This window comes from Halorubrum sp. BV1 (assembly GCF_000746205.1).
Classification (GTDB): domain Archaea; phylum Halobacteriota; class Halobacteria; order Halobacteriales; family Haloferacaceae; genus Halorubrum.
In genome coordinates, this window is the sequence record NZ_JQKV01000008.1 from 44,125 (window position 1) to 65,733 (window position 21,609).

Here is a 21,609-nt window from a genome sequence, read left to right on the forward strand (position 1 = left end):
CGCCGTTTCCACCGACTGACTCACCATCCACGCCATGCACTTCGACCGAGCCGCCGACCTCGACCGCGCGCCTCACGGGAGCAGCGACGACCCCGACCTGATCGACTTCTCGGCGAACACGAACCCGCTGGTTCCCGACGGCGTCGAGGCCGTCTACCGCGAGGTGTTCGACGCGGCGCGGAGCTATCCACAGGAGCCACCCGAGGCGTTCCGGCGGACGGCGGCCGGGTACGTCGACTGCGACCCGAACGCGGTGGTGCCGACCCCCGGCGGGCTCGCGGCGATCCGGCTCGCCATGTCGCTCGCGGTCGGAGATGGCGACACCGCCCTCGTGCCCGCGCCGAGCTTCGGCGAGTATGCACGCGAGATCCGGCTGCAGGGCGGTGACCCCGCCTTCGTCTCGGCGGATGCTGTCTTGGAGGCCGACCCCGCGGACCACGCGCTCGCCGTCGTCTGCGCGCCGAACAACCCGACTGGGGCGGACTACGACCCCGCCGCGCTGGAGCGGTTCGCGGCCCGCTGTCGGGCGGCCGACACCCCGCTTCTCGTCGACGAGGCGTTTCGGGGATTCACCGACCGCCCTTCGCTCGCGGGGACCGACGGCGTGATCGTCGCCCGCTCGCTCACGAAGCTGTTCGGGCTCCCCGGGATCAGAGCGGGGTTCGCCGTCGCGACCGGCGACCTCGGCGCGGCGCTGCGCGGCGCGCGGCGCGCGTGGAACCTGAGCGCTCCGGCGCTCGCGACCGGCGCGCACTGCATGCGACGAACCGAGTTCGTCCGAGAGACCCGCGAGCGCGTGCGGACTGAGCGTGAGCGGCTTCGCAACGCCCTCCGAACGCGCTACGCGGTCGCGCCCTCGAACGCCCCGTTCCTGCTCGTCGACGTCGGCGGTTGCGGTCGGTCCGTCGACGCGGTCGTCGCGGCCGCCCGAGAGCGCGGGGTCGCGGTCCGCGACGCGACCACCTTCCGCGGGCTCGACTCCCACGTCCGCGTCGCGGTCCGTCGCCCGGGAGAGAACGACCGACTGCTCGCGGCGCTCGGGGTCGACGCCGACTACGACGATGATCGCGACGCCGACGCCGTCGACTGGGGCGACACCCCGTCTCGGGAGGTGGACGACGGTGTTTGACGCGACCGTCAGCGAGGGCGTCCTCCGACTGCGTCGGTCGGGGACACGCTGGCTCTCGACCGGCTGGGCCGGTGGGCGCTCGCGCGGCGACGCCGCCTACAACGTCTCGGTGCCCGAGGGGTTCGACCGGACCGACCTCGCGGCGTACCGCGACGAACGGTTGGCGAGCGCCGGGTTCGGTGGAGAGGCGATCGGTGTCGACCGCGACGCGGATCGCGACGCAGACCGCAACACCGATCGCAACGCCGACCGCGACGACGGACCGACTGCCGACCGCCCCGCCCCGCCGACGCTGTTCACCGGTGTGGCGATGGAGCACGCGCGCGGCGCGCGGCGCAGTCCGGTCGTCGCGTACGCGACCGCCGGGCTCTCGAACCCCGCGACGCTGCCGCTGAATCCCGGGGGCGAAGCGACCCCTTCGACCGCTCACGCGACCTCGACCGAGCCGTCCCCGCACGGTCCCGGCACGGTCAACCTGATCCTCGGGACGACGCGACGCCTCGCGCCCGGAGCCGCGGCCAACCTCGTCGCGGTCGCGGCCGAGGCGAAGGCGGCGACGCTGCTTTCGACGGCCGGCGTGCCGGGAACGACGAGCGACGCCGTGGTCGTCGCTGACGACCCGGACGGGGAGCCGGCGGCGTTCTCGGGCAGCGCGACGCCGGTCGGTTCGGCGGCCCGCGTCTGCGTCCGCGAGGCGGTTTGCGCGAGCCTGCGGTCGCGGTATCCGGACGACGAGTTTCCCGGCCCGCCGGCCGACGCCGAACACGGCGTCGTCGCCGACGGCCGAGCGGAGGTTTTCCACCTATGACGACTGAGACACACGACGACGGTACCGACGGAGAGGGATCGACGGACGACCGATCGACGGACGACCGATCGACGGACGACCGATCGACGGACGACCGATCGACGGACGACCGATCGATGGACGAGGACGCGAGCGGGACCGCCGGCGGCGGCCGGCGCGCCCGGACGCCCGGGGGCGGCGCGGCTCCGGAGCCGGAACCGATCTCGCCGGCCGCGCCCGAGGAGTTCGGACTCGTACAGGCGTGGTGGGGCGACGGGAAGGGGAAGACGACGGCGGCGATGGGGATGGGGTTCCGGGCCGCCGGCCACGGCTACCGCGTCCACATGGTCCAGTTCATGAAAGGCGGGGCCGACAGCGTCGACGCCGTCCGCGGCGAGTACAACGCCATCGCCGCGATCCCGGGCTTCTCTTACGAGAACACGGGCCACTACGGCTGGCACGGACTGCTCGACGGCTCCGCGGACGATGACCACGAGGCGAAAGCGCTGGCCGCCTTCGAGCGCGCCGAGGCGATCGTCTCCGGCTCGCGCGAGGCCGACCTCTCGACCCCGTTCCCGCTCGACGGCGACCCCGACGCGGGCGTCCACATGCTGATTCTCGACGAGATCCTGTACGCGGCCGACCGCGACCTCGTCGACCCGGACGCGGTCGTCGACCTCGTCGAGTCGAAGCCCGACGGGCTCGAACTCGTCGTGACCGGCAGTCACGCCGAGCCGACGTACCTCGACGGCGTCGCCGACCTGATCACGAACGTCCGGAAGGTCGCACACCCGTTCGACGAGGGACAGCGCGCGCGGCGAGGGACGGAGTTCTGACTGACGGTGACCCCCTGATGTCCGACCGCGACCCCGACGCCCGAACCGTCCTCGTCGCCGGCACGGCGAGCCACGCCGGCAAGAGCACGCTCGCGGCCGGACTCTGTCGGCTCCTCGCGCGCCGGGGCGTCTCTGTCGCCCCGTTCAAAGCGCAGAACATGAGCAACAACGCTCGCGTCGCGCTCGCGCCAGACGGCGAGTGGGGCGAGATAGGCGTCTCCCAGTACGTGCAGGCGCGCGCCGCACGAGTCCCGGCGACCACCGACATGAATCCCGTCTTACTCAAGCCCCGCGGCGACGGCGAGAGCCAGATCGTGATCGACGGCGAGGCGGTCGCGACCGTCGACGCCGGCGCGTACTACGACGACCACTGGGAACGCGCGCGGGCGGCGGCGGTCGACGCGCACCGTCGGCTGGCCGCCGACCACGACGTGATCGTCGCGGAGGGCGCGGGCAGCATCGCCGAGATCAACCTCCACGACCGCGACCTCGCGAACGTCGAGTGCGCGCGGTTCGCCGACGCCGACGTCCTGATCGCGGTCGACATCGAGCGCGGCGGCGCGTTCGCGAGCCTCTACGGCACGCTCGAACTGCTGCCCGAGGACGTCCGCGAGCGCGTCGCCGGCGCGGTGATAACGAAGTTCCGCGGCGACCCCGCCCTGCTGGAGCCCGGCATCGCCGAGATCGAATCGCGCACGGGCGTCCCGGTCATCGGCGTCGTTCCCCACGACGATCCCGGCCTTCCCGCCGAGGACAGCCTCTCGCTGCCGGACGAGGCGGATACCGGAAGCGGTGACGGCATCGCCGGTGCCACGCGGGGAGACGACGACGGCGTTCCCGATGCCGAGGCGGTCCGGATCGCCGTCCCGCGGCTCCCCCACATCTCGAACTTCACCGATCTGGAGCCGTTGGCACGCGAGCCGGGTGTCCGGGTGGCCTACGTCCCGGTCGACGCTGCGGCGACTCCGACCGACGCCGACGCGGTCGTGATCCCGGGATCGAAAAACACCGTCGACGACCTGCTCGCGCTCCGCGACGCGGGCCTCGACGAGTCGATCCGGGCGTTTTCGGGGCCGATCGTCGGCCTCTGTGGCGGGTACCAGATGCTCGGAGAGCGGCTGACGAACGCGGAGATCGAGGGGACCGGAGCGGTCACAGCGGTCGACGGCGTCGGCGTCCTCCCGATCGAGACGCGCTTTTCCACCGACAAGCGCGTCGAGCGGGTGACTCGAGATGTCGACGCGCAGGAGGCGGGTCCGATAGCGGGCGCGACCGGGACCGCGACCGGCTACGAGATCCACATGGGTCGGTCGTCGCCGACGAGGGCAGTCGCGCGGCCGTTCGGCCCGGAGAGCGCGGCGACGGACCGCGTTCTCGGCACGTACCTCCACGGTCTCTTCGAGAACGCGAACGTCCGGGACGCGTTCGTCGAGGCGGTCTTCGACGCGGCGGGACGGTCGCGTCCGGCCGGTCCCAACGCCGCCGACGCGCCGAGCCCGTACGACCGCGCCGCTGATCTCGTCGCTGACCACGTCGACCTCTCCGCTGCGGGGCTAGATCTCGGGTCACCGTGACCGGTTGCTTCGCCTCCGGAAGGTATATTGTCTACACTACCCAATACTCTCGCATGAGCGACAGTGCAGACGCGGCGAGCGGTGAGAGCGAGCTGAGCGAACGAGAGCGCATCCGCGAACGGAAGCTTCGGGAGCTTCGCGAGCGCGAATCGGAAGACGACGCCGACGAGGGAACCGGGGCAGAGACGCCGAACCACCCGATCGACATCGACGGGCCGGCGGCGCTTCAGCGCACGGTAGACGAGTACGACGTGGTGCTCGTCGACTGTTATGCGGACTGGTGCGGGCCGTGTCAGATGATGGAGCCGACGATCGAGGCGCTCGCGCGCGAGAGCGACGCCGCGGTGGCGAAAGTCGACGTGGACGCGAACCCGGAGATCGCCCAACAGGTGGGGGCACGCAGCATTCCGACGCTCCTCGTCTTTGCGAACGGCGAACCGGTCGAGCGCCTCGTCGGCGCACAGGACCGAGCGTCGCTGGAGTCGGCGATCGACGCGGCCGCCTGAGTCGCTCGCGGCACTCTTCGCCACGCTCGTGTTCGACCGTGGCGAGGACGGCCGGTCACGGAACCCCTAAGAACGGAGCGACCTCACGTTCGCTATGCACATCGCGATACTCGGTGGCACCGGTGACATCGGGCAGGGGATCGCGCTCCGGCTCGCGGCCGACACGGCTCACGAGGTCACAGTCGGCTCGCGCGAAGCGGAGCGAGCAGAGACGAAAGCCGAGGAGTACACAACCGAACTCGACAGCCGCGGGATCGACGCCGCGGTCGCGGGGGCCGAGAACGCGGTCGCCGCAGCCGATGCGCGCATTATCGTCCTCGCGGTGCCGCCGTATCACGTCGGCGACACCGTCGAGGCGATCGCGGACGCCCTCGATCCCGGGGACGTACTCGTCTCCCCGGCGACCGGCATGAAACGCGACGACGAGGGGTTCCACTACCACAAGCCGGGTGCCGGCTCGGTGACGAAGATCGTCGCCAACGCCGCGCCCGACGGCGTCGCCGTCGTCGGCGCGTTCCACAACCTCGCGGCCGGGCGGCTCGCGAACCTCGACGCCGACCTCGGGATCGACACGCTCGTGATCGGCGACGACGACGACGCGAAGGCGACGGTGGTCGACGTCGCCGAGGGAATCGAGGGACTGCGCGCGCTCGATGCCGGCGGAATCGCCAACGCCCCCGAGATCGAGGGGCTCACGCCGCTCCTGATCAACGTCGCGTCCAACAACGACGGGCTCCACGACCTCGGCGTTCGCTTCGAGTGAGCAGATAGCGGCCGAGACGGCCGTCGATCCGACCCGTCTAGACGACCGACGGGGGACGTCTGGACGACCGGCGATCCGACCCCGCCTGCGTCTTCTTACGCGACGATCTCGTCTATCAGCTCCCGCGCGCTCCGACGGACGGCGGCGTCGCTCTCGACGGACGGCTCCCAGCCGAGTGCGGCCAGCTTCTCGATCGAGAGGCGCATCTTCGGCACGTCGCCGGTCCAGCCGCGGTCGCCGCCGGTGTAGCTGTACTCGGGGTCGACGCCGAGTTCGTCGCTGACGATGTCGGCGATGTCCGTGACGGAGGTCGTCGTCCGCGTCCCGAGATTGTAGATGTTGAGGTCGTCGGTGGCGTGCTCGACGACGAACTCCATGGCGTCGACGCAATCGGTGACGTGCATGTACGACTTCTCTTGTCGGCCGTCCCCGAGGATCTCCAATTCCGTCGGATCGGCGTCGAGCTTCTCGATGAAGTCCGGGACCACGTTGCCGCGCTGGCGCGGGCCGACGATGTTCGCGAAGCGGAACACCCACGACTGGATCCCGTACGAGTGCGCGTGCGTGGAGATGAGCGCCTCGTCGGCGAGCTTCGAGGAGCCGTAAATCGAGATCGGTTCGAGCGGACCGTAGTCTTCGGGCGTCGGTCGCGGGGCCTCGCCGTAGACGGTCGACGAGGAAGTGAACGCCAGCCGATCGACGCCGACTTCGCGCATCCGCTCTACGACGTTGTAGGTCATCTCGGCGTTCTCTTCGAAGAGGACGCGGTCGTCGTCGTAGTTCGTGTCGGTGTACGCGGCGAAGTGGAAGACGACGTCGAGGTCCGCGGTGACCGCTTCGGCGACGTCGTCGGCGTCGGTCATGTCCGCCTCGACGAAGTCGGCTCCGTCGGGAACCCGGTCTCTGGTCCCCTTCGAGAGGTCGTCGGCGACGCGGACGGTCGCGCCGCGGTCGAGCAGGCTTGCGGCGAGGTGGCTCCCGACGAGCCCCGCACCGCCCGTGACGAGAACGTGCGAGTCGGTCAGATCCATACGCCTCCGTGCGGCGGTGTCGGATAAGTACGTATGGAATCGGACCGGGGTGCGGTCCTGAGAGGTCGTCGATACGCTACTGCTGGCGCAGCGACCGGCTTCACTACGCCAGACCCGTGGGTCTCGTCGTCTCCGAACCGACGACGACTGTCAACTCCGCACAGCACCTCACGCCTCCCCACCCTCGCCGCGACGGCGTTCAAAACGCCGTCGCGGGCTCCCTCGCGGCCGGGTTCGTCCCCTCCGGGCGCTCACCGGCGCGCCACAGCGAATGACCACTCTTGTAGTCCCCTCAGAGTCCCTCTTTGCCGCCCTCCTGCGTGAGGATGACGACCATCGAGAGGCCGGAGATGACGAGCAGGATGAGCGTGGGGACGACGGCGTACTGGTACAGCGCGGTCTCCTGTGCGCGCCAGATCTGCGTCACGATCGTCTCGAACTCGGAGGGGCGAAGCACGAGGGTGACGGGCAGTTCCTTCATCGTCGTGAGGAACACGAGCGCGGCACCGGCGACTATCCCCGAGCGCGTGAGCGGGAGCGTCACGCGCTTGAACGCCCCACCGGGGGACTCACCGAGAGTGCGTCCGGCCTCGACGAGCTGCTGGTCGACCTGCAGGATCGCGGTCCGGCTCGACCCGACCGCCTGCGGCAGGAAGCGGACGACGTACGCGAACACTAGGAGCGGGAGCGTCTGGTAGATCCACGGCAGGTATCCCGACCCGAAGTAGACGAGCGCGAGCGCCAACACGATTCCGGGGACCGCGAACCCGACGTACGTCGCCCGCTCGAAGACCGCCGCGAGCGGCGAGTCGTGGTTCGCGGCGAAGTACGCGATCGGGATCGCGACCATCGCGGCGACGACGGCGGCGGCCGCGGAGATCGACACCGAGTTCAGCACCTGCACCGGCTCGAACGCCATCGACGGTCGGCGGCCGGTCTCCGAGCGGATCAGCCAGAGCCCGAGGATCCACAGCGGCACGAGCAGCGCGAGGCCGGACACGGCGGCCGGAAGAAGCGTCGCCGGCCAGCGCAGCCGCCCGAGCGACACCCGGTTCGTCGTCTGGCCCGCGTCGTCGCCGCCGCCCGCCCGCTCGGACCGGACCGCCCACTCGAGCGCGAGCACGACGAGCACGACAACGAGGAGCTGCATGGAGAGCAGCGCGGCGTAGTCGCTGCCGAAGGCTCTGTACTCGGCGTAGATCTGCTGGGTGAACACCGGGAGCCGCATGATAGACGGCGTCCCGAAGTCTGAGACGGCGTACAGCGCCGCGAGCAGGGAGCCCGCCGCGACCGCGGGGCGGATCGTCGGAAGCGTCACCCGCCGGAACGCCGCGAGTCGGCCGTGGTTCAGCGTCCGAGCCGCCTCCAAGAGGGTCGTGTCGAACGACAGCAGCGCGGCGCGGGTCGTTAGGTAAACGTACGGATACGTGTACAGAGTGATGACGAGGATGGAGCCGGAGAGTCCGTGTATCTCGGGAACCCGCTCGACGCCGAGCGGCGCGAGCACGTCGTGGAACTCGCCGCGTCGCCCGAACGCGGAGACGAACGAGAAGGCGCCGACGTAGCTCGGCACGACGAGCGGGAGGGCGGCCGCGACGGACCAGAACCGACGAAACGGCAGGTCCGTCCGGACGGTGAGGTACGCGAGCGGCACACCGAGCACGATCGAGAAGGCCGTGACGCCGCCCATCAACAGCAGGCTGTTGAGGAGGATGTCCGCGGTGTTGGGGCTAAAGAGGAGATCCAGCGCGCGGTCGCGCTCGACGGTCGTCGCCTCGATGACGAGCCACGCCAGCGGGAAGACGAGCGTCGCCGCGATCGCCGCACAGACCAGCGTCAGCCCGAGGGGCAACTGCCCCTCGCCGTCGGTCAACACGTCGCGGATCCGGTGTCTCAAGCTCATTGTCCGGGAACGAATCGCTCGCTTCGAGCGAGAGCGCGCCCGCCGTTAGCAGTTCCGATTCCCGTCGCGAGCGCGCTCCGACGGATATATTAGTTTAGGGCAACCTAAAGAATTTCATGGAACTGACGCGACGCGACGCGGCGGCCGCGCTGGCCGCGCTCGGCGCGACGGGCGGCGTCGCGCTCGGCGTCCGGCGAGCGGGGGCCAACGGTGACGGCGACGCGTCGGGCGACGGCAGCGTGGACGGCGAGTCGGCGACCGGCGAGGGGCTTCCCGACGACGAGGCGGTCCGCGAGACGATGCGCGCGGTGGCGACGGTCGTCTACCCCGAGGCCGTGTCGGGCGTCGACGCGTTCGTCGACGGCTTCCTCGACGGTCGCCTCGACGGGTCGGCACACGACGCGGGGATCCGAGCGGCGGTCGCCGACGTCGAGTCGGTGGCGCGGTCGTGGTACGACGCCCCACTGACGGGCCTCTCCGCGTCGGACCGCGAGTCGGTGCTGCGGGAACTCGGCGTGGACACGGCCGAAGAAGACCCGCACGGAACGACGGCCGAGCGCGTCCGGTACTACGTCGTCAACGAACTGCTCGTGGCGCTGTACGCCTCGCCGACGGGCGGGGGACTGGTCGGCATCGAGAACCCGCAGGGGTACGCGGGCGGTGCCGAAAGCTACACCCGGGGGCCGCCGTGAGCGGCGCGGAGAGCCTCGGAGACGAGCCCGCCGACGCCGAGGCAGTCGACCGCACCCCCGTCCCGACCGCGGACGTCTGTATCGTCGGTGCAGGGCCGGCGGGAGCGCTCGTCGCCGACCGGCTCGCCGGCGATCACGAGGTCGTGGTGCTCGACGCGGGACCGCGGTTTGACCCCGCGGATCGGCTCGCGAGACAGGAGCGCGCCGTCCGCCCGTTCTACGACCGCCCGGACGTGTGGGACGTCGGCGGCGCTCGCGACGCTCACGAGAACGCGGGGGAGCGGGCGTATCCGCTGAACCACGCCCGCGTGAAGGGGATCGGCGGGTCGACGCTCCACTGGCAGGGGATGGTGATGCGCCTCCACGAGGACGACTTCGCCTCCGAAACGGCTCGGGGAGTCGGCACCGACTGGCCGATAGCGTACGCCGACTTGCGGCCCTACTACGCGGCGGCCGAGCGCGAACTCGGCGTCGCCGGCGCGTCGGACAACCCCTACGCGCCGCCCCGCGAGGAACCGCACCCGATGCCGCCGTTTGAACCCTCCTACAGCGACTCGCTTTTCGCCGAGGCCTGCGAGGCGCTGGGGATCGACATGCACTCGGTGCCGAACGCGCGCAACTCCGAGCCGTACGACGACCGGTCCCCCTGCGTCGGCTACGGCACCTGCCAGCCCGTCTGTCCGAGCGGTGCGAAGTACGACGCGACGGTCCACGTCGAGCGTGCGGAAGCCCAGGGCGCGACCGTGATCGACCGCGCGAGCGTCGGGCGGCTCGAACACGACGACGAGGATCGGGTGACCGCCGCCGTCTACGCGACGCCGGAGGGCAACGAGCACAGACAGGAAGCGGAGGCCTTCGTCGTCGCCGCCGGCGGCGTGGAGACGCCGCGACTCCTCCTCCTTTCCGCCTCTGACCGCTACCCCGACGGGCTCGCGAACGGGAGCGGTCGCGTGGGCGAGTGCTTCATGGACCACCTCTTTGCGGGCGCGGGCGGCACGCTCGATGAACCCACTCGCCAGAACCACGTCGGCTTCTACACGAGCGCGTGCGACCAGTTCTACGACGAGGCCGACGAGACGCAGGCTCCGTTCAAGCTGGAGTTTTTCAACTACGCCGGTCCCTCACCGGTCGAGATGGCGCTATCGGGCGATGACTGGGGCGACCCCCTCTTGGAGCGGCTGCGCGACGGGTACGGCAACCACGTCGCGATTGGCGGGCTCGTCGAGCAGCTCCCCGACGCCGACAACCGGGTCACCCTCGCCGACGACCGCACCGACGACCACGGCAACCCGGTCCCGCAGATCGAGTGGAGCGTCGACGACCGCGCGCTCGACACGGTTGAGCGCGCGAACGAGATCCAAGTCGAGATCTTAGCGGAACTCGGCGCGGACGTGGAGTGGGTCGCCGGCCCCGACGCGACCGGCCCCGCCTACCACCAGATGGGGACGACGCGGATGAGCGCTGACCCCGAGCGGGGCGTCGTCGACGCCGACTGCCGGACGCACGACCTAGAGAACTGTTGGATCGCCTCAAGTTCCGTCTTCCCCACCAGCGGCGCGATGAACCCGACGCTCACCATCGCCGCGCTCGCGCTCCGCGTCGCCGACGACGTCGACGCGCGGCTCGCGGGGACGTGAGGCGACTGCACGACTCGCGCGGCTTGCGGAGGGCGTGACACCGGCCCTCGCCTGTTTTAGGCAAACCTAAAAATTCAAGTGCGTGCGACGTGAGGTTCGGGTAATGAGCGACTCAGCGCATGCGACGAACGGGTCTGTGAGCGCCGTGGACGCGGATCCGAGCGACGACGAGGCGACCGACCGGCGCGACGGTGCGGCCGCCGACACGACCGCCGCCCGCAGCGACGACGCGGCCGACGCCTACACCTTCGACGACCTGAGCGTCGTGATGGGGACGTACAACGAGGCGGAGGCGATCGCCACCGTCCTCTCCGACATCGACGAGGTCACCGACGGCCGCGCGGAGGTCGTCTGCGTCGACGGGTCCTCCGATCGGACGCCGGAGATCGCCCGCGAGCACGGCGCGCGCGTCATCGAGCAGGAGCCGCAGGGGTACGGCGTCGCGGTCCGCGAGGCGATCTTGACGCCGGACCGGCCGGTGGTCGTCACGACCGACTGCGACGACACCTACCCCATGGAAGCGCTCCCGGAGTTTCTCGCGGCGATCAACGACGGGGCCGACGTGGTGAGCGGCGACCGGCTCTACCACGGGGCGACGGCGATGCCAGCGTTCAACCGCCTCGGCAACCACGCGTTCGCGGCGGTCGCGAGCCTGCTCATGGGCGAGCGCGTCCACGACACCACCACCGGGATGCGGGCGTACCGCCGGGAGGTCGTCGAGGAGATCAGTTGGACGGAGAACACGGGGCTGTCCGCGGAACTCCTCATCCGCCCGCTGATGCGCGGCTACGACGTGCGCGAGCGACCGATCGCCTACGCCGAGCGCCTCGGCGAGACGAAGCTCGACCCGATCGGCGGCGGTGCCGCTATCGCGAAGTCGATAGTCACCGTCTGTCTCGAAGAACAGCTCCGACGGTTCTGAAGGGGCTTCGACGCGGACGCGGACACCGAGCGGCGGTCCGGACGTACGCTGTGGGCACAGTGGACCGCCGCCGCCGCCGGGTTTTCCCGAGAGCGACGGCGGGGGGAGCCGTCACTTCGACAACGGTGGCGGCCGAGCGCTCCGCGCGCTAGCCGCTCGCCTCGGCGGTCGTCTCGAAGACGACCCACTCGGGGTGAGCGTCAGGTTCCTCGGGGAGGTACGTTCCCTCGTTGCCGCAGTCGGTGACGAGCCGGCAGGTCGAGCGCTCGGGGGGCCAGACGGCCTCGACCCGCTCGTCGCCGACGCCCGCTTCATCGCCCTCCGTCACCCGCACCGTCACCTCCTGCCGATAGGTGTACGTCGCGCCCGCGGGATCGACGAGCGTCACCGTCACGGCGACCACGTCGCCCTCGTGGTCGACGGGTACCGGCTCAGCCGAGCCGTCGGCCGTGTCTGCTGTCGCACCTCCCACACCGGACAGCCGCACTCCCTCCGGCGTCACCACCCAGTCGACCGTGAGCGAACCGTCGGGGTCGGTCACGGTGTCGGAGACGTGGCCCGGGCCGCCAGCGTCCCCCCGTCGCGGATCCACGCGCACTCGCGCGCGGTCAACGCGGTCTGGAACGCCGACCGTCGTCTCGGCGTCAATCCGGTCACCCGACCGCCGGTCGAGCGGTTCCAGCTTCGGCGTGACGCGGGCGTCGGGGTCCGCGGTCCAGACGCCGCGGTAGCCGTAGCGGTACAGCGTCCGGTCCGGGTAGGCGTCGACCACCGCGAAGTCCTCGACCGGATCCCGATCGAGCGCGTACACCACGTCGCCGTCGAGCCCCGGCCCATTCCGGAGGTACTGGAACGGGTGGTTCTGCCACTCGCCGTACGGCGTCGGCACGAACACCAGCCCGTCCTCGAACTCGGCCTCGTCGAACGGGGCGTACGCCGCCTCGTGTTTCGCGTCGACGGCGGCGTTCCGCTCTATCGGCTCCGAGGCCGCGTCCACGGCGGCGACGCCCGCAACGACGACCGCGCTCGCGACGGCGACCGCGAGCGCGACGCGGGTGACTCCGGAGGGACTCCCCCGGCTCGCGAGCCGCGCGCGCACCGACCGGAGCGTCCGCCACCCGGCGACGACGCCGACTCCGCCGAATATCGACAGCGGTACGAGGAGATCGAAGTGATAGAACGGACCGAAAAGCGCCGCGAGCCCGTCGGTTGGGTCCGAGAGGTCGGCGAGCGCGTTGTGCGTGCCCCAGAAGAACAGGTTACCGGCGACTACGGCGACTCCGACGCCGCCGAGGAGCAGGCCGGCCGTCCGCCGGAACCCGGGCGAGCCGGGAGCGCCCGTCTCCTCCCCAGCGTCCGAGACGACCCCGATCGGGTCCCCGCCGTTCTGCCACCCGCGGACCGCGACCGCACAGCCGAGCGCGGCCAGCGCGGTCCCCAGCGGTCCGGCGGCGAACCACCGAGTCGCGATCTCCTGTACCGCGTACCAGTTCGACTCCAGCGCCAGCCCGAGCGTGTACTCGACCGAGTGTCCGAGGATGCGGCGCTCGCCGAAGCCGGGACCGTCCATCGGGGCGAACGCCTGATACGGGAAGACGAAGGGGTCACCGGTCATCCGGACGTTGTACGCGAGCGCCACGCCAACGAACAGGAGCCCGAAAAGCGCCGTCAGTCCGTGGCGGCGGACCGGATCGGGACGTCCGCGGAGGCCGGCGGAAGCGAGCGCGCGCGGCGTCGACGCCGAGGAGTCGGCGGCGAAACGCTTGAGCCCCGACACTACCTGCCACAGCGCGTGCAGGATGAACGGCGCGGCGAACAACACCGCGGTATACGGGCGCGAGAAGAAGGCGATCCCGACGGCGACTCCCGCGACGCCGGCGGCCCGAAGTGACTCGTCCCGAACGCTCCGAAGGTACGCGACCGCGAAGACGAGGTTGAAGAACGTCGTCGGCGCGTACGGGAGGAACGCCGCGCTCGTCGCGATCGCCATCGGTGAGGCGGCAAAGAGGAGGGCCGCGACGAGGCCGGCGCGGCGGCCGACCGAAAGGCCTCCGAGCAGGTACACCAAGGCGGCGTTGCCGGCGGCGACCGCCGCGAGCGTCACGCGCGGCTCGCCGAATAGCCCCATCGAGACGGCGAAAAGCGCCGCCGGGACCGGCGTGTACTTCGGGTAGAGGCGACCGCCGTCCTCGATGAAGAACCACGGGTGGACGGCGTCGGCCAGCGGTCCGGCGTGGAACTCCACCTGTCCGCCCAAAAGCAGCGCGGCCTGCGTGAGGTAGACGCCCTCATCGTGGTTCGCGGAGTGGTGTGAGAAGACGGTGGCGGCGACCGCGAACGTCAGGAAGCCGGCAGCGAGAGCGATCAGGGCCGCCGCGACCGTCACCCGATCGGCGCGACCGAGCCGCTCACGGAGGCGAGTGGCGAGCCGGCCGAGCGACGAGAACGGTGAAAACGCGGACACGAATGCGGGAGCGGTCAGACCTGGATGCCGGCCTCGCGCATGAGGTCGATCGTCGGTTCGAGGTTCGACAGCTCCGCCAGGTCGATTTCCGGCACGTCGAGTTCGTCGATCGTCGGGAGGTCGCCGATCGGCTCCACCTCGGGGATGAGGGGGTACTCGAACGTCGAGCGCGCGAAGTAGTCCTGTGCCTCCGACGACAGCAGGTGTCGGACGAAGTTGGCGGCGAGGTCGACGTCGATCGCGGTGTCGACGACCGCGGCACCGGCGACGTTGAACATCGCGCCCGCGTCGCCCTCGGTGAACGCCGTGGCGATCGGCGCGTTCGGGTCGCCGTCGAGCACGCGCTGGATGTAGTAGTGGTTCGTGAACCCCGCGTCGATCGCCCCGTCAGCGACCTCCTGGCAGGTGCGGAACTCGTCTGCGTACGACGTGGCACCGGACTCGACCATCGCTTCGAGCCACCCGCGGGTGGCCTCTTCCCCTTCTGTCAGACGCATCGCGGTCACGAAGGCCTGACAGGATCCGTACGAGGGGGCCCAGCCCAGATCGCCGGGGAACTCCTCGGGGTACGCCATGATGTCGTCCGGCAGGTCGCTCTCGTCGAACTCGTCAGTGTTGTACGGGACGGTGCGGGCCCGGCCGGAGGTGCCGATCCACTGGTCCGTGCGGAACTCGGAGCGAACCAGCTCGGCGACGTCGTTGGGAAGCGCCTGCGTGCGTCCGGCGCCGGCGAGCGCACCGAGTGCCCCGGCGTTGACCGAGTAGAAGACGTCCGCCGGCGACCCCTCGCCCTCGTTGATGATCGCGTTCACGTGGTCGGTGGAGCCGGCGTATCGAACGGTCAGGTCGAGGTCGTCGTATCGGTCGTCGATGTAGCTGACGAGCTCGCCGACGAGGAACTCACCGCGCCCGGAGTAGACGGTGAGTTCGCCCTCTAAGGCGGGCATCTCCGCCATCGGCGTCCCGCCGGGCGCGTCTCGCCCCTCGCGGCCCGACCCGATCTGACCGATCGACGACTCCGCGTCGCCGCCGTCACCGCCGCCGTCACCGTTCTCCCCGTCGTCGCCGCCGCCCGTACAGCCGGCCACCCCAACGGTGCCGACCGCTCCCGCCGCCGCGAGGAACCGTCGCCGTCGAACGTCACGCCCGCCCAGTCCATCGGATTCGTGTCTCGCCATGTGTTTTAGGCAAACCTAAATTAACTTAGTCGTGTCGGTTCAGTCGTCTGCGAGCGCTCGCGTCTGGCCGAGCGCGTCGAGGCAGTCGAGCCAGTCACGCATGTGTTCGCCACAGTGATTGAGGAACGCGCCGTTGTTCCACTCGGAGAAGTCGCCCTCCGCGAGCGCGTCGGCCATCTCCGCGAACACCGACGCGAACGAGTCGGCGTCGCCTTCCACGTCGTCCTCAGACGGCTTCGCCGTCTGAGTGGCCCGTTGAACCTCCGGTTCCACGCTGTCGAGCACCTCCCAGACGTGCTCGTTCAGCTCTAACCCCGCCACCTCGTTCGCGAGGTCGTCGAACGTCGAGCGCGCGGCCTTGTTGTGCTCGCACAGCGGCCCGCCGTTGTAGAGACGCTTGCCGAGCACGTCGGCGGCGCGCTTTACGAAGAGGCCCGACCAGATGTCGTCGAACCGACCGACGTCCCACTCGTTGTCGTCCATCGGGAGCTGATAGAACGCCGGGATCACCTCGCGTCGGAACGCGAGGTTCATCGAGCAGACCGTGAGATAGTTGCCGCGGGCGGCGACGAAATCCGCGCCGAAGTCGTCGGCGGTCGTCCGCGTCTGCGCCTGTCCCTCCAAGTCGCCGTCCATCAGGATCCGGACCGCGTCGAGGTCGGGGACGTTCGTCCACAGTCCCTGCGAGACGACGACCTCGCCGCTCTCCACCTCGACCGCGTCGGTCTCGACCGTCTCGCCCATCGCCGAGTACGGGTACCCGCGCGGGTACAACCCGTGCTCGCCGGCGTTCTGGTAGAGGACGTTCACCCAGCGCTCGTCCGAGCGGACGCGCTCTATTTCGCCGCCGAACGCGAGGTTCTCCATGTGACGACCGAAGTAGTTCGCGTCGTCCTGCGGGAGCGTGTCGTCGTCGATGAAGACGCCGTATTCGAACCCGGGATTCGCCCACATGTAGAGGAGTCCGAAGCTCGTCTCGGCGTGGCTCGCGGCCGGCACGACGTGTCCGTACTCCGCGACGTCGTTGTCCTCGTACCACGCCTCGCGGTCCGTCCCGTCGAACACATCGCCGGAGACGTCCAAGTCGTCTATCATCGCCCGCATCTCCGCGACGTCACAGAAGTCCTCGGTGACCAACACGAAGTGCAGACGCGAGACGTCGAACCCATGCTCGCGGGCGTTCGCGACGTACGCGCGGAGACACTCGTACTCGCGGATCGTCGGCACGATGACACAGATATCGGCCTCGTCACGTCGTGAGCGGCGCTCGTCCATACTCGCTTATTTTTAGGTTTACCTAAAAGTCTGCTGATTCGGCGTGCTCGTCGGTCGCACCGGCGTTTGGCGGTGCCTCGTCGACGGAGCGGGTCGGCGAGACGTTGAGAGAGACGGCCGCCGCGGCACCGCCCGCGAGCGTGACGGCGTTTTTGAGCGCGTGATCGAGGACGGCCGCCGCTAGCGCCGTTTCGACCGGGATCGCGGTCGTCCCGACTATCAGGCCGGTGAACGCGGCCTCGTACAGCCCGACCCCGCCTTGCGAGAGCGGCAACACCTTCGCGAGGTTGCCCGCGCTGACCGCGAGCGTGCAGACGGCGAGTACGACCGGGAGCGCGATGACGCCGCCGTCGAACCCGCCGAGGAGGGCGGCTAACACGAGGACGGCAGTCGCAACGTCGATCCCCCAGATGAGGAGGCTCCACCCGAACACGGTCGCGAGACGACGCGGTTGGGCGGCGACGACCCGAACCGCCGCGCCGACCCGAACCGCGGCACCGACCGGTCGGGCGAGCCGCGTCGCGGCGGCCCGAGCGCGAAGCGCGGGGCCGACGCGCCGGTCGCTCCGGGCGACCGCGACCGTCGCGACCCCGAGCGCGACGGCGACGGCAGCGAGTCCGGCGGCGGCGACGAGCGGCGTCGCTCCACCGGTCGTGTCGACCGATCGATCCCCCGAGGCGAGCGCGCCGAGCGCGAACGCACCGAGCGCCGCGATCGCCACGAGGTCGAAGGCGCGCTCGATCGCCAGCGAGGCGACGCCGGTTGGGTACGGAACGTCGCGTCTGCGCTTCAGCAGGTACGCGCGGACCCCGTCGCCCGCCCGCGCCGGGACGATCAGGTTCGCGGTCTGGCTCGCGAACACGGCCGCGGTGAGAAAGCCGGTCCGGAGCCGAGTCCCCATCGCCGCGAGCACGTCGCCGTACCGCCGCCCTCGGAGGGGCCACGAGAGCGCGTACGCGACGAGCGCGACGCCGAGAAGCGTCGGGTCCGCGGCCGCCGCAGTCGCGACGATCGCGTCCATGTCCACGTACCGCGCTACGAACCACCCGCCGACGGCGAGCACGAGCGCAGTGCCCGCGAGCGTGAGCCGCCCGCGCGTGAAGCGATCGCGAAGTCGGACGGAGTCGGACCGGCTCGTCATACAATTGTTTAGGGCAACCTAAAACATATAACGCTGGCGGTTCTCCGGCTCTCCGCTCGTTCACCTACGGTCGCCGACAAACTATTTGTGTACACGATTCGAAATACTATACATGACCGTCTCCGATGCCGATTCTCGCCGCATGTGGCTCGTTGAGCGAACGTACTCCGACGACGAACAGAACATGGTGATCCTCACCTACGCCACCGAAGACGGCGAGCGATACTTCCGGAAGGAGCGCGCGCTCACTTCCTTTTCGGACGTGCGCGACACGACCGCGGCCGTCACGCCCGACCCCGATAACGTCGGGCGCGTCGACGACCCGGCCGATCGCGAGCGATACGCGGCCGAGGCCGATCGAATGGCCCGCTCCCACGATCCGGACGACGTGATCTGACCGCCGCGGCCGCGTTTAAGCCCGTCCGGCTCGAACGGTCACGCAATGCGCGCGACGCTCGAAACCCTCGCGGTCGCGGTCCTCGTCGGTCTCACTCAGTTCGCGCTCGGAGCCGTCGGAGTCGGCGGCGCGCTCGCGCTGTCGACGCCGCTTTCGGTCACGCCGTGGACGCTCGTCACCGGCGTGTACGCGCACGCCTCCGTCGGCCACCTGATCGCCAACGCGGTGGCGCTGCTTCTCGTCGGCCCGTTCGTCGAACGCCGCACGTCGCGCTTTCGGTTTCACGCGTTCGTCGTGACGACCGGTGCGCTCGCCGGGACCGCACAGGTGACGCTCGGTAGCCTGCTCGGCCCACCCTCGGCAGTGCTGGGCTTGAGCGGCGCGGTGTTCGCGCTCGGCGGGTACCTCCTCGCGGGCAACGTCGCCAGCGCGACGCTTTTCGATCGGCTCCGGCTCTCGGCGCGTTCACAACTCGCGCTGTTCGGCGTCGTCGCGCTCGCGCTCACTGCGATGACCGCCGCACCCGGCGTCGCGCTTTTCGCACACGCCGTCGGCGCGTTCTGCGGGCTCGTTGCCGGACGGATCGAACTCCTCGATATCAGGTGAGCGGGTGGCCGCCGCGCGCGACGAGCTGATCGACGACGGCGTCGCTACCGAGTGTGAAGAAAACGAAGAGAGCGGAACGGACGCCCTAGCGCTTAGTCTTCGAGAACGATCTCGATGCTGACGTCGTTGGGCACCTGGACGCGCATGAGCTGGCGGAGCGCGCGTTCGTCGGCGTCGATGTCGATCAGACGCTTGTGGACGCGCATCTCCCAGTGCTCCCACGTCGCCGTCCCCTCACCGTCCGGGGACTTACGCGACGGGATCTCGAGCGTCTTCGTCGGCAGCGGGATCGGGCCCGACAGGGCGACCCCTGTCGAGTCCGCGATCTCGCGGACGTCGTCGCAGATGTCGTCGAGGTCCTCGGGGCTCGTGCCGGCGAGGCGGACGCGTGCCTGCTGCATCGATTATCGCTCGTTGACTTCGAGCACCTTGCCGGCCGCGATGGTCTGACCCATGTCGCGGATGGCGAAGCTGCCGAGTTCCGGAATCTCGCCGGACGGCTCGATGCTGAGCGGCTTTTGCGGGCGCACGGTGACGACCGCGGCGTCGCCGGACTTGATGAAGTCCGGGTTCTCCTCGGCGACCTCGCCCGACGAGGGGTCGATCTTCTGATCGATGGACTCGATCGTACAGGCGACCTGCGCCGTGTGGGCGTGGAAGACCGGGGTGTAGCCGGCCGTGATGACCGATGGGTGCTGCATGACGACGACCTGCGCCTTGAACGTCTCGGCGACGCTCGGCGGGTCGTCGGCGGGACCACAGACGTCGCCGCGACGGATGTCGTCCTTGCCGATGCCGCGGACGTTGAATCCGACGTTGTCACCGGGCTCGGCCTTGGGCACTTCCTCGTGGTGCATCTCGACCGTCTTCACTTCGCCGCCCACGTCGGACGGCTGGAAGGAGACGTTGTCGCCGGTGTTGAGGATCCCGGTCTCGACGCGTCCCACGGGGACGGTCCCGATACCGGAGATGGTGTACACGTCCTGAATGGGGAGTCGGAGCGGCGCGTCCGTCGGCGGCTCGGACTCCGGAAGGTCGTTGAGCGACTCCAGCAGGGTGTCGCCGTCGTACCACGGCGTGTTCTCGGACTCCTCGGCGATGTTGTCGCCCTCGAACGCCGAGATCGGCACGAACGTCGTGTCGTCGGTCGCGAAGCGGACCTGGTTGAGCAGGTCCTCGACCTCGCCGATGACCTCCTTGTAGGAATCCTCGCTGTAGTCGACCAGGTCCATCTTGTTGACGCCGATGATGAGCTCGTTGATACCCAGCGTGCGGGCCAGGAACACGTGCTCTCGGGTCTGGGGCGCGACGCCGTCGTCTGCCGCGACGACGAGCACCGCGTTGTCGGCCTGCGAGGCACCCGTGATCATGTTTTTCACGAAGTCACGGTGGCCCGGGCAGTCGACGATGGTGAAGTAGTAGTTGTCCGTGTCGAACTCCTGGTGGGCGATGTCGATCGTGACGCCACGCTCGCGCTCCTCGGCGAGGTTGTCCATCACGTAGGCGAACTCGAAGCCGCCTTTGCCCTTCTCTTCGGCTTCTTCGCGGTGCTGCTCGATTACGTGCTCGGGGACGCTCCCCGTCTCGAAGAGGAGGCGACCCACGAGCGTACTCTTGCCGTGGTCGACGTGGCCGATAATGGCCAAGTTCTGATGCGGTTTGTCACTCATGGGGTAATCACGCGCTAAGGCGCTCTGTGAGTAGGTTTCGGTAGATTCCACTAAAACGGTTTCGATACGCACCACAGACTATCTCGCTGCCGTCGGGCGATTCTCGACAACGCGGCACACGGCAGTCCGGCACACGGGGCGACCGCGTCACGCGAGATCGGCTCCGCGTCGATCACCCGCCTGCGACGCCTGCGGGGCGCTACTCCAACCGCCCGACGTCGCCGAGCACCGCGCTGGCCGTTTCGGGACCGCCGGCACCGCGCCCGGAGATGTTGAGCCGCCCGGCGTGGCTCGTCTCGATCTGCACGATGTTCTGTGTCCCCGAGACCGCGAGCGTGCCGTTCTCCGGGACGAGCCGCGGCGCGACGCGAACGGTCTCGCCGGTCGCCTCTCCGATCAGCCGCACCGTCTGTCCATCCTCGGCCGCGAGCCGGAGCGCCGACCCGGGCACGTCGCGGATACCTTCGACATCGGCGTCGTCGAGGCTGAACTCGCGGGCGTCGGCGGGGTCGTCGGCCGCGCCGGCGGCGAGCACGTTCGCGAGGATGACGCACTTGAGCGCCGCGTCCGTGCCGTCCACGTCGAAGGCGGGGTCCGCCTCGGCGACGCCCAGATCCTGTGCCTCCGCGAGTACGTGCTCGTAGTCGAGTCCCTCCGCGGCCATCCGCGTGAGGATGAAGTTCGCCGTCCCGTTGAGCACGCCCCGGACGGCGGTGACGTGGCCCGGCTCGATGTCCTCGACGGTCGACACCGCCGGGATCGCGCCGCCGACGGTGGCCTCGAAGCGCACCTCGCCAGCGCTGTCGGCTTCGGCCGCCCGGAGGTCGCCGAACCGCTCCGCGACCGGCCCCTTGTTCGCGAGCACGACGTGGCGGTCTCGCTCCAGCGCCGCGGTGACGTGCGAGAACCCCGGCTCGGCGTCCCCGAGCGTCGTCGGCGTCGCCTCCACCAGCGCATCGTACTCCGCCGCGAGCGCGTCCGCGGGATCGCCGTCGCCGACGATTCCCCGTTCGGCCTTGCGGGCCACCACGGCGTCGGCGTCGACGCCCGGCGCTCGATCGCCCGTTCCGTCCGCGACGACGGCGCTCGACGAGTCCG

General features: G+C 70.0%; 20 protein-coding genes. 11 read left to right on the top strand and 9 right to left on the bottom strand.

Going from position 1 to position 21,609, the window contains the following annotated elements:
• The first annotated feature begins 34 nt into the window (after positions 1-34).
• The 6 genes from EP28_RS10885 (at position 35) to npdG (ending at position 5,595) form a co-directional block, all read left to right on the top strand.
• Entirely contained in the window at positions 35-1,129 is a 1,095-nt protein-coding gene (locus tag EP28_RS10885) for an aminotransferase class I/II-fold pyridoxal phosphate-dependent enzyme (RefSeq protein ID WP_049984054.1), read from the top strand.
• Complete coding sequence (locus EP28_RS10890; protein ID WP_049984055.1) at positions 1,122-1,937, top strand: adenosylcobinamide amidohydrolase; 816 nt, start codon at positions 1,122-1,124, stop codon at positions 1,935-1,937. The genes EP28_RS10885 and EP28_RS10890 overlap by 8 nt, the downstream gene beginning before the upstream one ends.
• A 116-nt stretch (positions 1,938-2,053) precedes the next feature.
• Complete coding sequence (locus tag EP28_RS10895) at positions 2,054-2,752, top strand: cob(I)yrinic acid a,c-diamide adenosyltransferase (protein WP_049984078.1); 699 nt, start codon at positions 2,054-2,056, stop codon at positions 2,750-2,752.
• Between the two features lie 17 nt (positions 2,753-2,769).
• Positions 2,770-4,326, top strand: coding sequence for a cobyric acid synthase (locus EP28_RS10900; RefSeq protein ID WP_155118472.1), 1,557 nt, complete (start codon positions 2,770-2,772; stop codon positions 4,324-4,326).
• Positions 4,327-4,379: 53 nt separating this feature from the next.
• A complete protein-coding gene (gene trxA, locus EP28_RS10905) occupies positions 4,380-4,832 on the top strand; it encodes a thioredoxin (RefSeq protein WP_049984057.1) in 453 nt (150 codons plus the stop codon).
• Between the two features lie 94 nt (positions 4,833-4,926).
• Positions 4,927-5,595, top strand: coding sequence for an NADPH-dependent F420 reductase (npdG, locus tag EP28_RS10910; protein ID WP_049984058.1), 669 nt, complete (start codon positions 4,927-4,929; stop codon positions 5,593-5,595).
• A 95-nt stretch (positions 5,596-5,690) separates the two neighbouring features.
• Here the strand turns inward: npdG and EP28_RS10915 are convergent, their stop codons facing one another.
• A complete protein-coding gene (locus EP28_RS10915) occupies positions 5,691-6,626 on the bottom strand; it encodes an NAD-dependent epimerase/dehydratase family protein (RefSeq protein WP_049984059.1) in 936 nt (311 codons plus the stop codon).
• A gap of 292 nt (positions 6,627-6,918) precedes the next feature.
• The gene (locus tag EP28_RS10920) at positions 6,919-8,529 is read right to left on the bottom strand and encodes an ABC transporter permease (RefSeq protein WP_049984060.1); all 1,611 of its coding nucleotides are present in this window, start codon (positions 8,527-8,529) and stop codon (positions 6,919-6,921) included.
• Positions 8,530-8,645: 116 nt separating this feature from the next.
• Here EP28_RS10920 and EP28_RS10925 point away from each other — a divergent pair, with 116 nt between their 5' ends.
• The 3 genes from EP28_RS10925 (at position 8,646) to EP28_RS10935 (ending at position 11,780) form a co-directional block, all read left to right on the top strand.
• The gene (locus EP28_RS10925; protein ID WP_049984061.1) at positions 8,646-9,221 is read left to right on the top strand and encodes a gluconate 2-dehydrogenase subunit 3 family protein; all 576 of its coding nucleotides are present in this window, start codon (positions 8,646-8,648) and stop codon (positions 9,219-9,221) included.
• On the top strand, positions 9,218-10,858 hold the full coding sequence (locus EP28_RS10930; RefSeq protein WP_049984062.1) for a GMC family oxidoreductase: 1,641 nt from the start codon (positions 9,218-9,220) through the stop codon (positions 10,856-10,858). Before EP28_RS10925 ends, EP28_RS10930 begins: the two co-directional genes overlap by 4 nt.
• A 268-nt stretch (positions 10,859-11,126) precedes the next feature.
• The gene (locus EP28_RS10935; protein WP_230455344.1) at positions 11,127-11,780 is read left to right on the top strand and encodes a dolichyl-phosphate hexose transferase; all 654 of its coding nucleotides are present in this window, start codon (positions 11,127-11,129) and stop codon (positions 11,778-11,780) included.
• Between the two features lie 148 nt (positions 11,781-11,928).
• Here EP28_RS10935 and EP28_RS10940 read toward each other — a convergent pair whose 3' ends face one another.
• The 4 genes from EP28_RS10940 to EP28_RS10955 are packed head-to-tail and all read right to left on the bottom strand — an operon-like array spanning position 11,929 to position 17,838.
• Positions 11,929-14,244 carry a DUF7846 domain-containing protein gene (locus tag EP28_RS10940; protein ID WP_049984064.1) on the bottom strand — a complete coding sequence of 772 codons (2,316 nt, stop codon included), beginning with the start codon at positions 14,242-14,244 and terminating at the stop codon, positions 11,929-11,931.
• Between the two features lie 14 nt (positions 14,245-14,258).
• Positions 14,259-15,422: an ABC transporter substrate-binding protein gene (locus EP28_RS10945; RefSeq protein ID WP_049984065.1), complete on the bottom strand. Its 1,164-nt coding sequence runs from the start codon at positions 15,420-15,422 to the stop codon at positions 14,259-14,261.
• 39 nt (positions 15,423-15,461) lie between these two features.
• Positions 15,462-16,697, bottom strand: coding sequence for an alpha-1 4-glucan-protein synthase (locus EP28_RS10950; protein ID WP_049984066.1), 1,236 nt, complete (start codon positions 16,695-16,697; stop codon positions 15,462-15,464).
• Positions 16,698-16,719: 22 nt separating this feature from the next.
• A complete protein-coding gene (locus EP28_RS10955; protein ID WP_049984067.1) occupies positions 16,720-17,838 on the bottom strand; it encodes a lysylphosphatidylglycerol synthase transmembrane domain-containing protein in 1,119 nt (372 codons plus the stop codon).
• 112 nt (positions 17,839-17,950) lie between these two features.
• Here EP28_RS10955 and EP28_RS10960 point away from each other — a divergent pair, with 112 nt between their 5' ends.
• On the top strand, positions 17,951-18,235 hold the full coding sequence (locus EP28_RS10960) for a DUF7967 family protein (RefSeq protein WP_049984068.1): 285 nt from the start codon (positions 17,951-17,953) through the stop codon (positions 18,233-18,235).
• 45 nt (positions 18,236-18,280) lie between these two features.
• The gene (locus tag EP28_RS10965) at positions 18,281-18,841 is read left to right on the top strand and encodes a rhomboid family intramembrane serine protease (protein ID WP_049984069.1); all 561 of its coding nucleotides are present in this window, start codon (positions 18,281-18,283) and stop codon (positions 18,839-18,841) included.
• 92 nt (positions 18,842-18,933) lie between these two features.
• Here EP28_RS10965 and rpsJ read toward each other — a convergent pair whose 3' ends face one another.
• From rpsJ to EP28_RS10980, 3 genes are all read right to left on the bottom strand, one after another.
• Positions 18,934-19,242 (bottom strand): 30S ribosomal protein S10, encoded by a 309-nt coding sequence (rpsJ, locus tag EP28_RS10970; RefSeq protein ID WP_004048854.1) that lies wholly within the window; start codon positions 19,240-19,242, stop codon positions 18,934-18,936.
• Between the two features lie 3 nt (positions 19,243-19,245).
• On the bottom strand, positions 19,246-20,511 hold the full coding sequence (gene tuf / locus EP28_RS10975) for a translation elongation factor EF-1 subunit alpha (RefSeq protein ID WP_049984070.1): 1,266 nt from the start codon (positions 20,509-20,511) through the stop codon (positions 19,246-19,248).
• A gap of 199 nt (positions 20,512-20,710) precedes the next feature.
• The coding region (locus EP28_RS10980; RefSeq protein WP_049984071.1) for a homoserine dehydrogenase at positions 20,711-21,609 on the bottom strand (899 nt) is incomplete at its 5' end.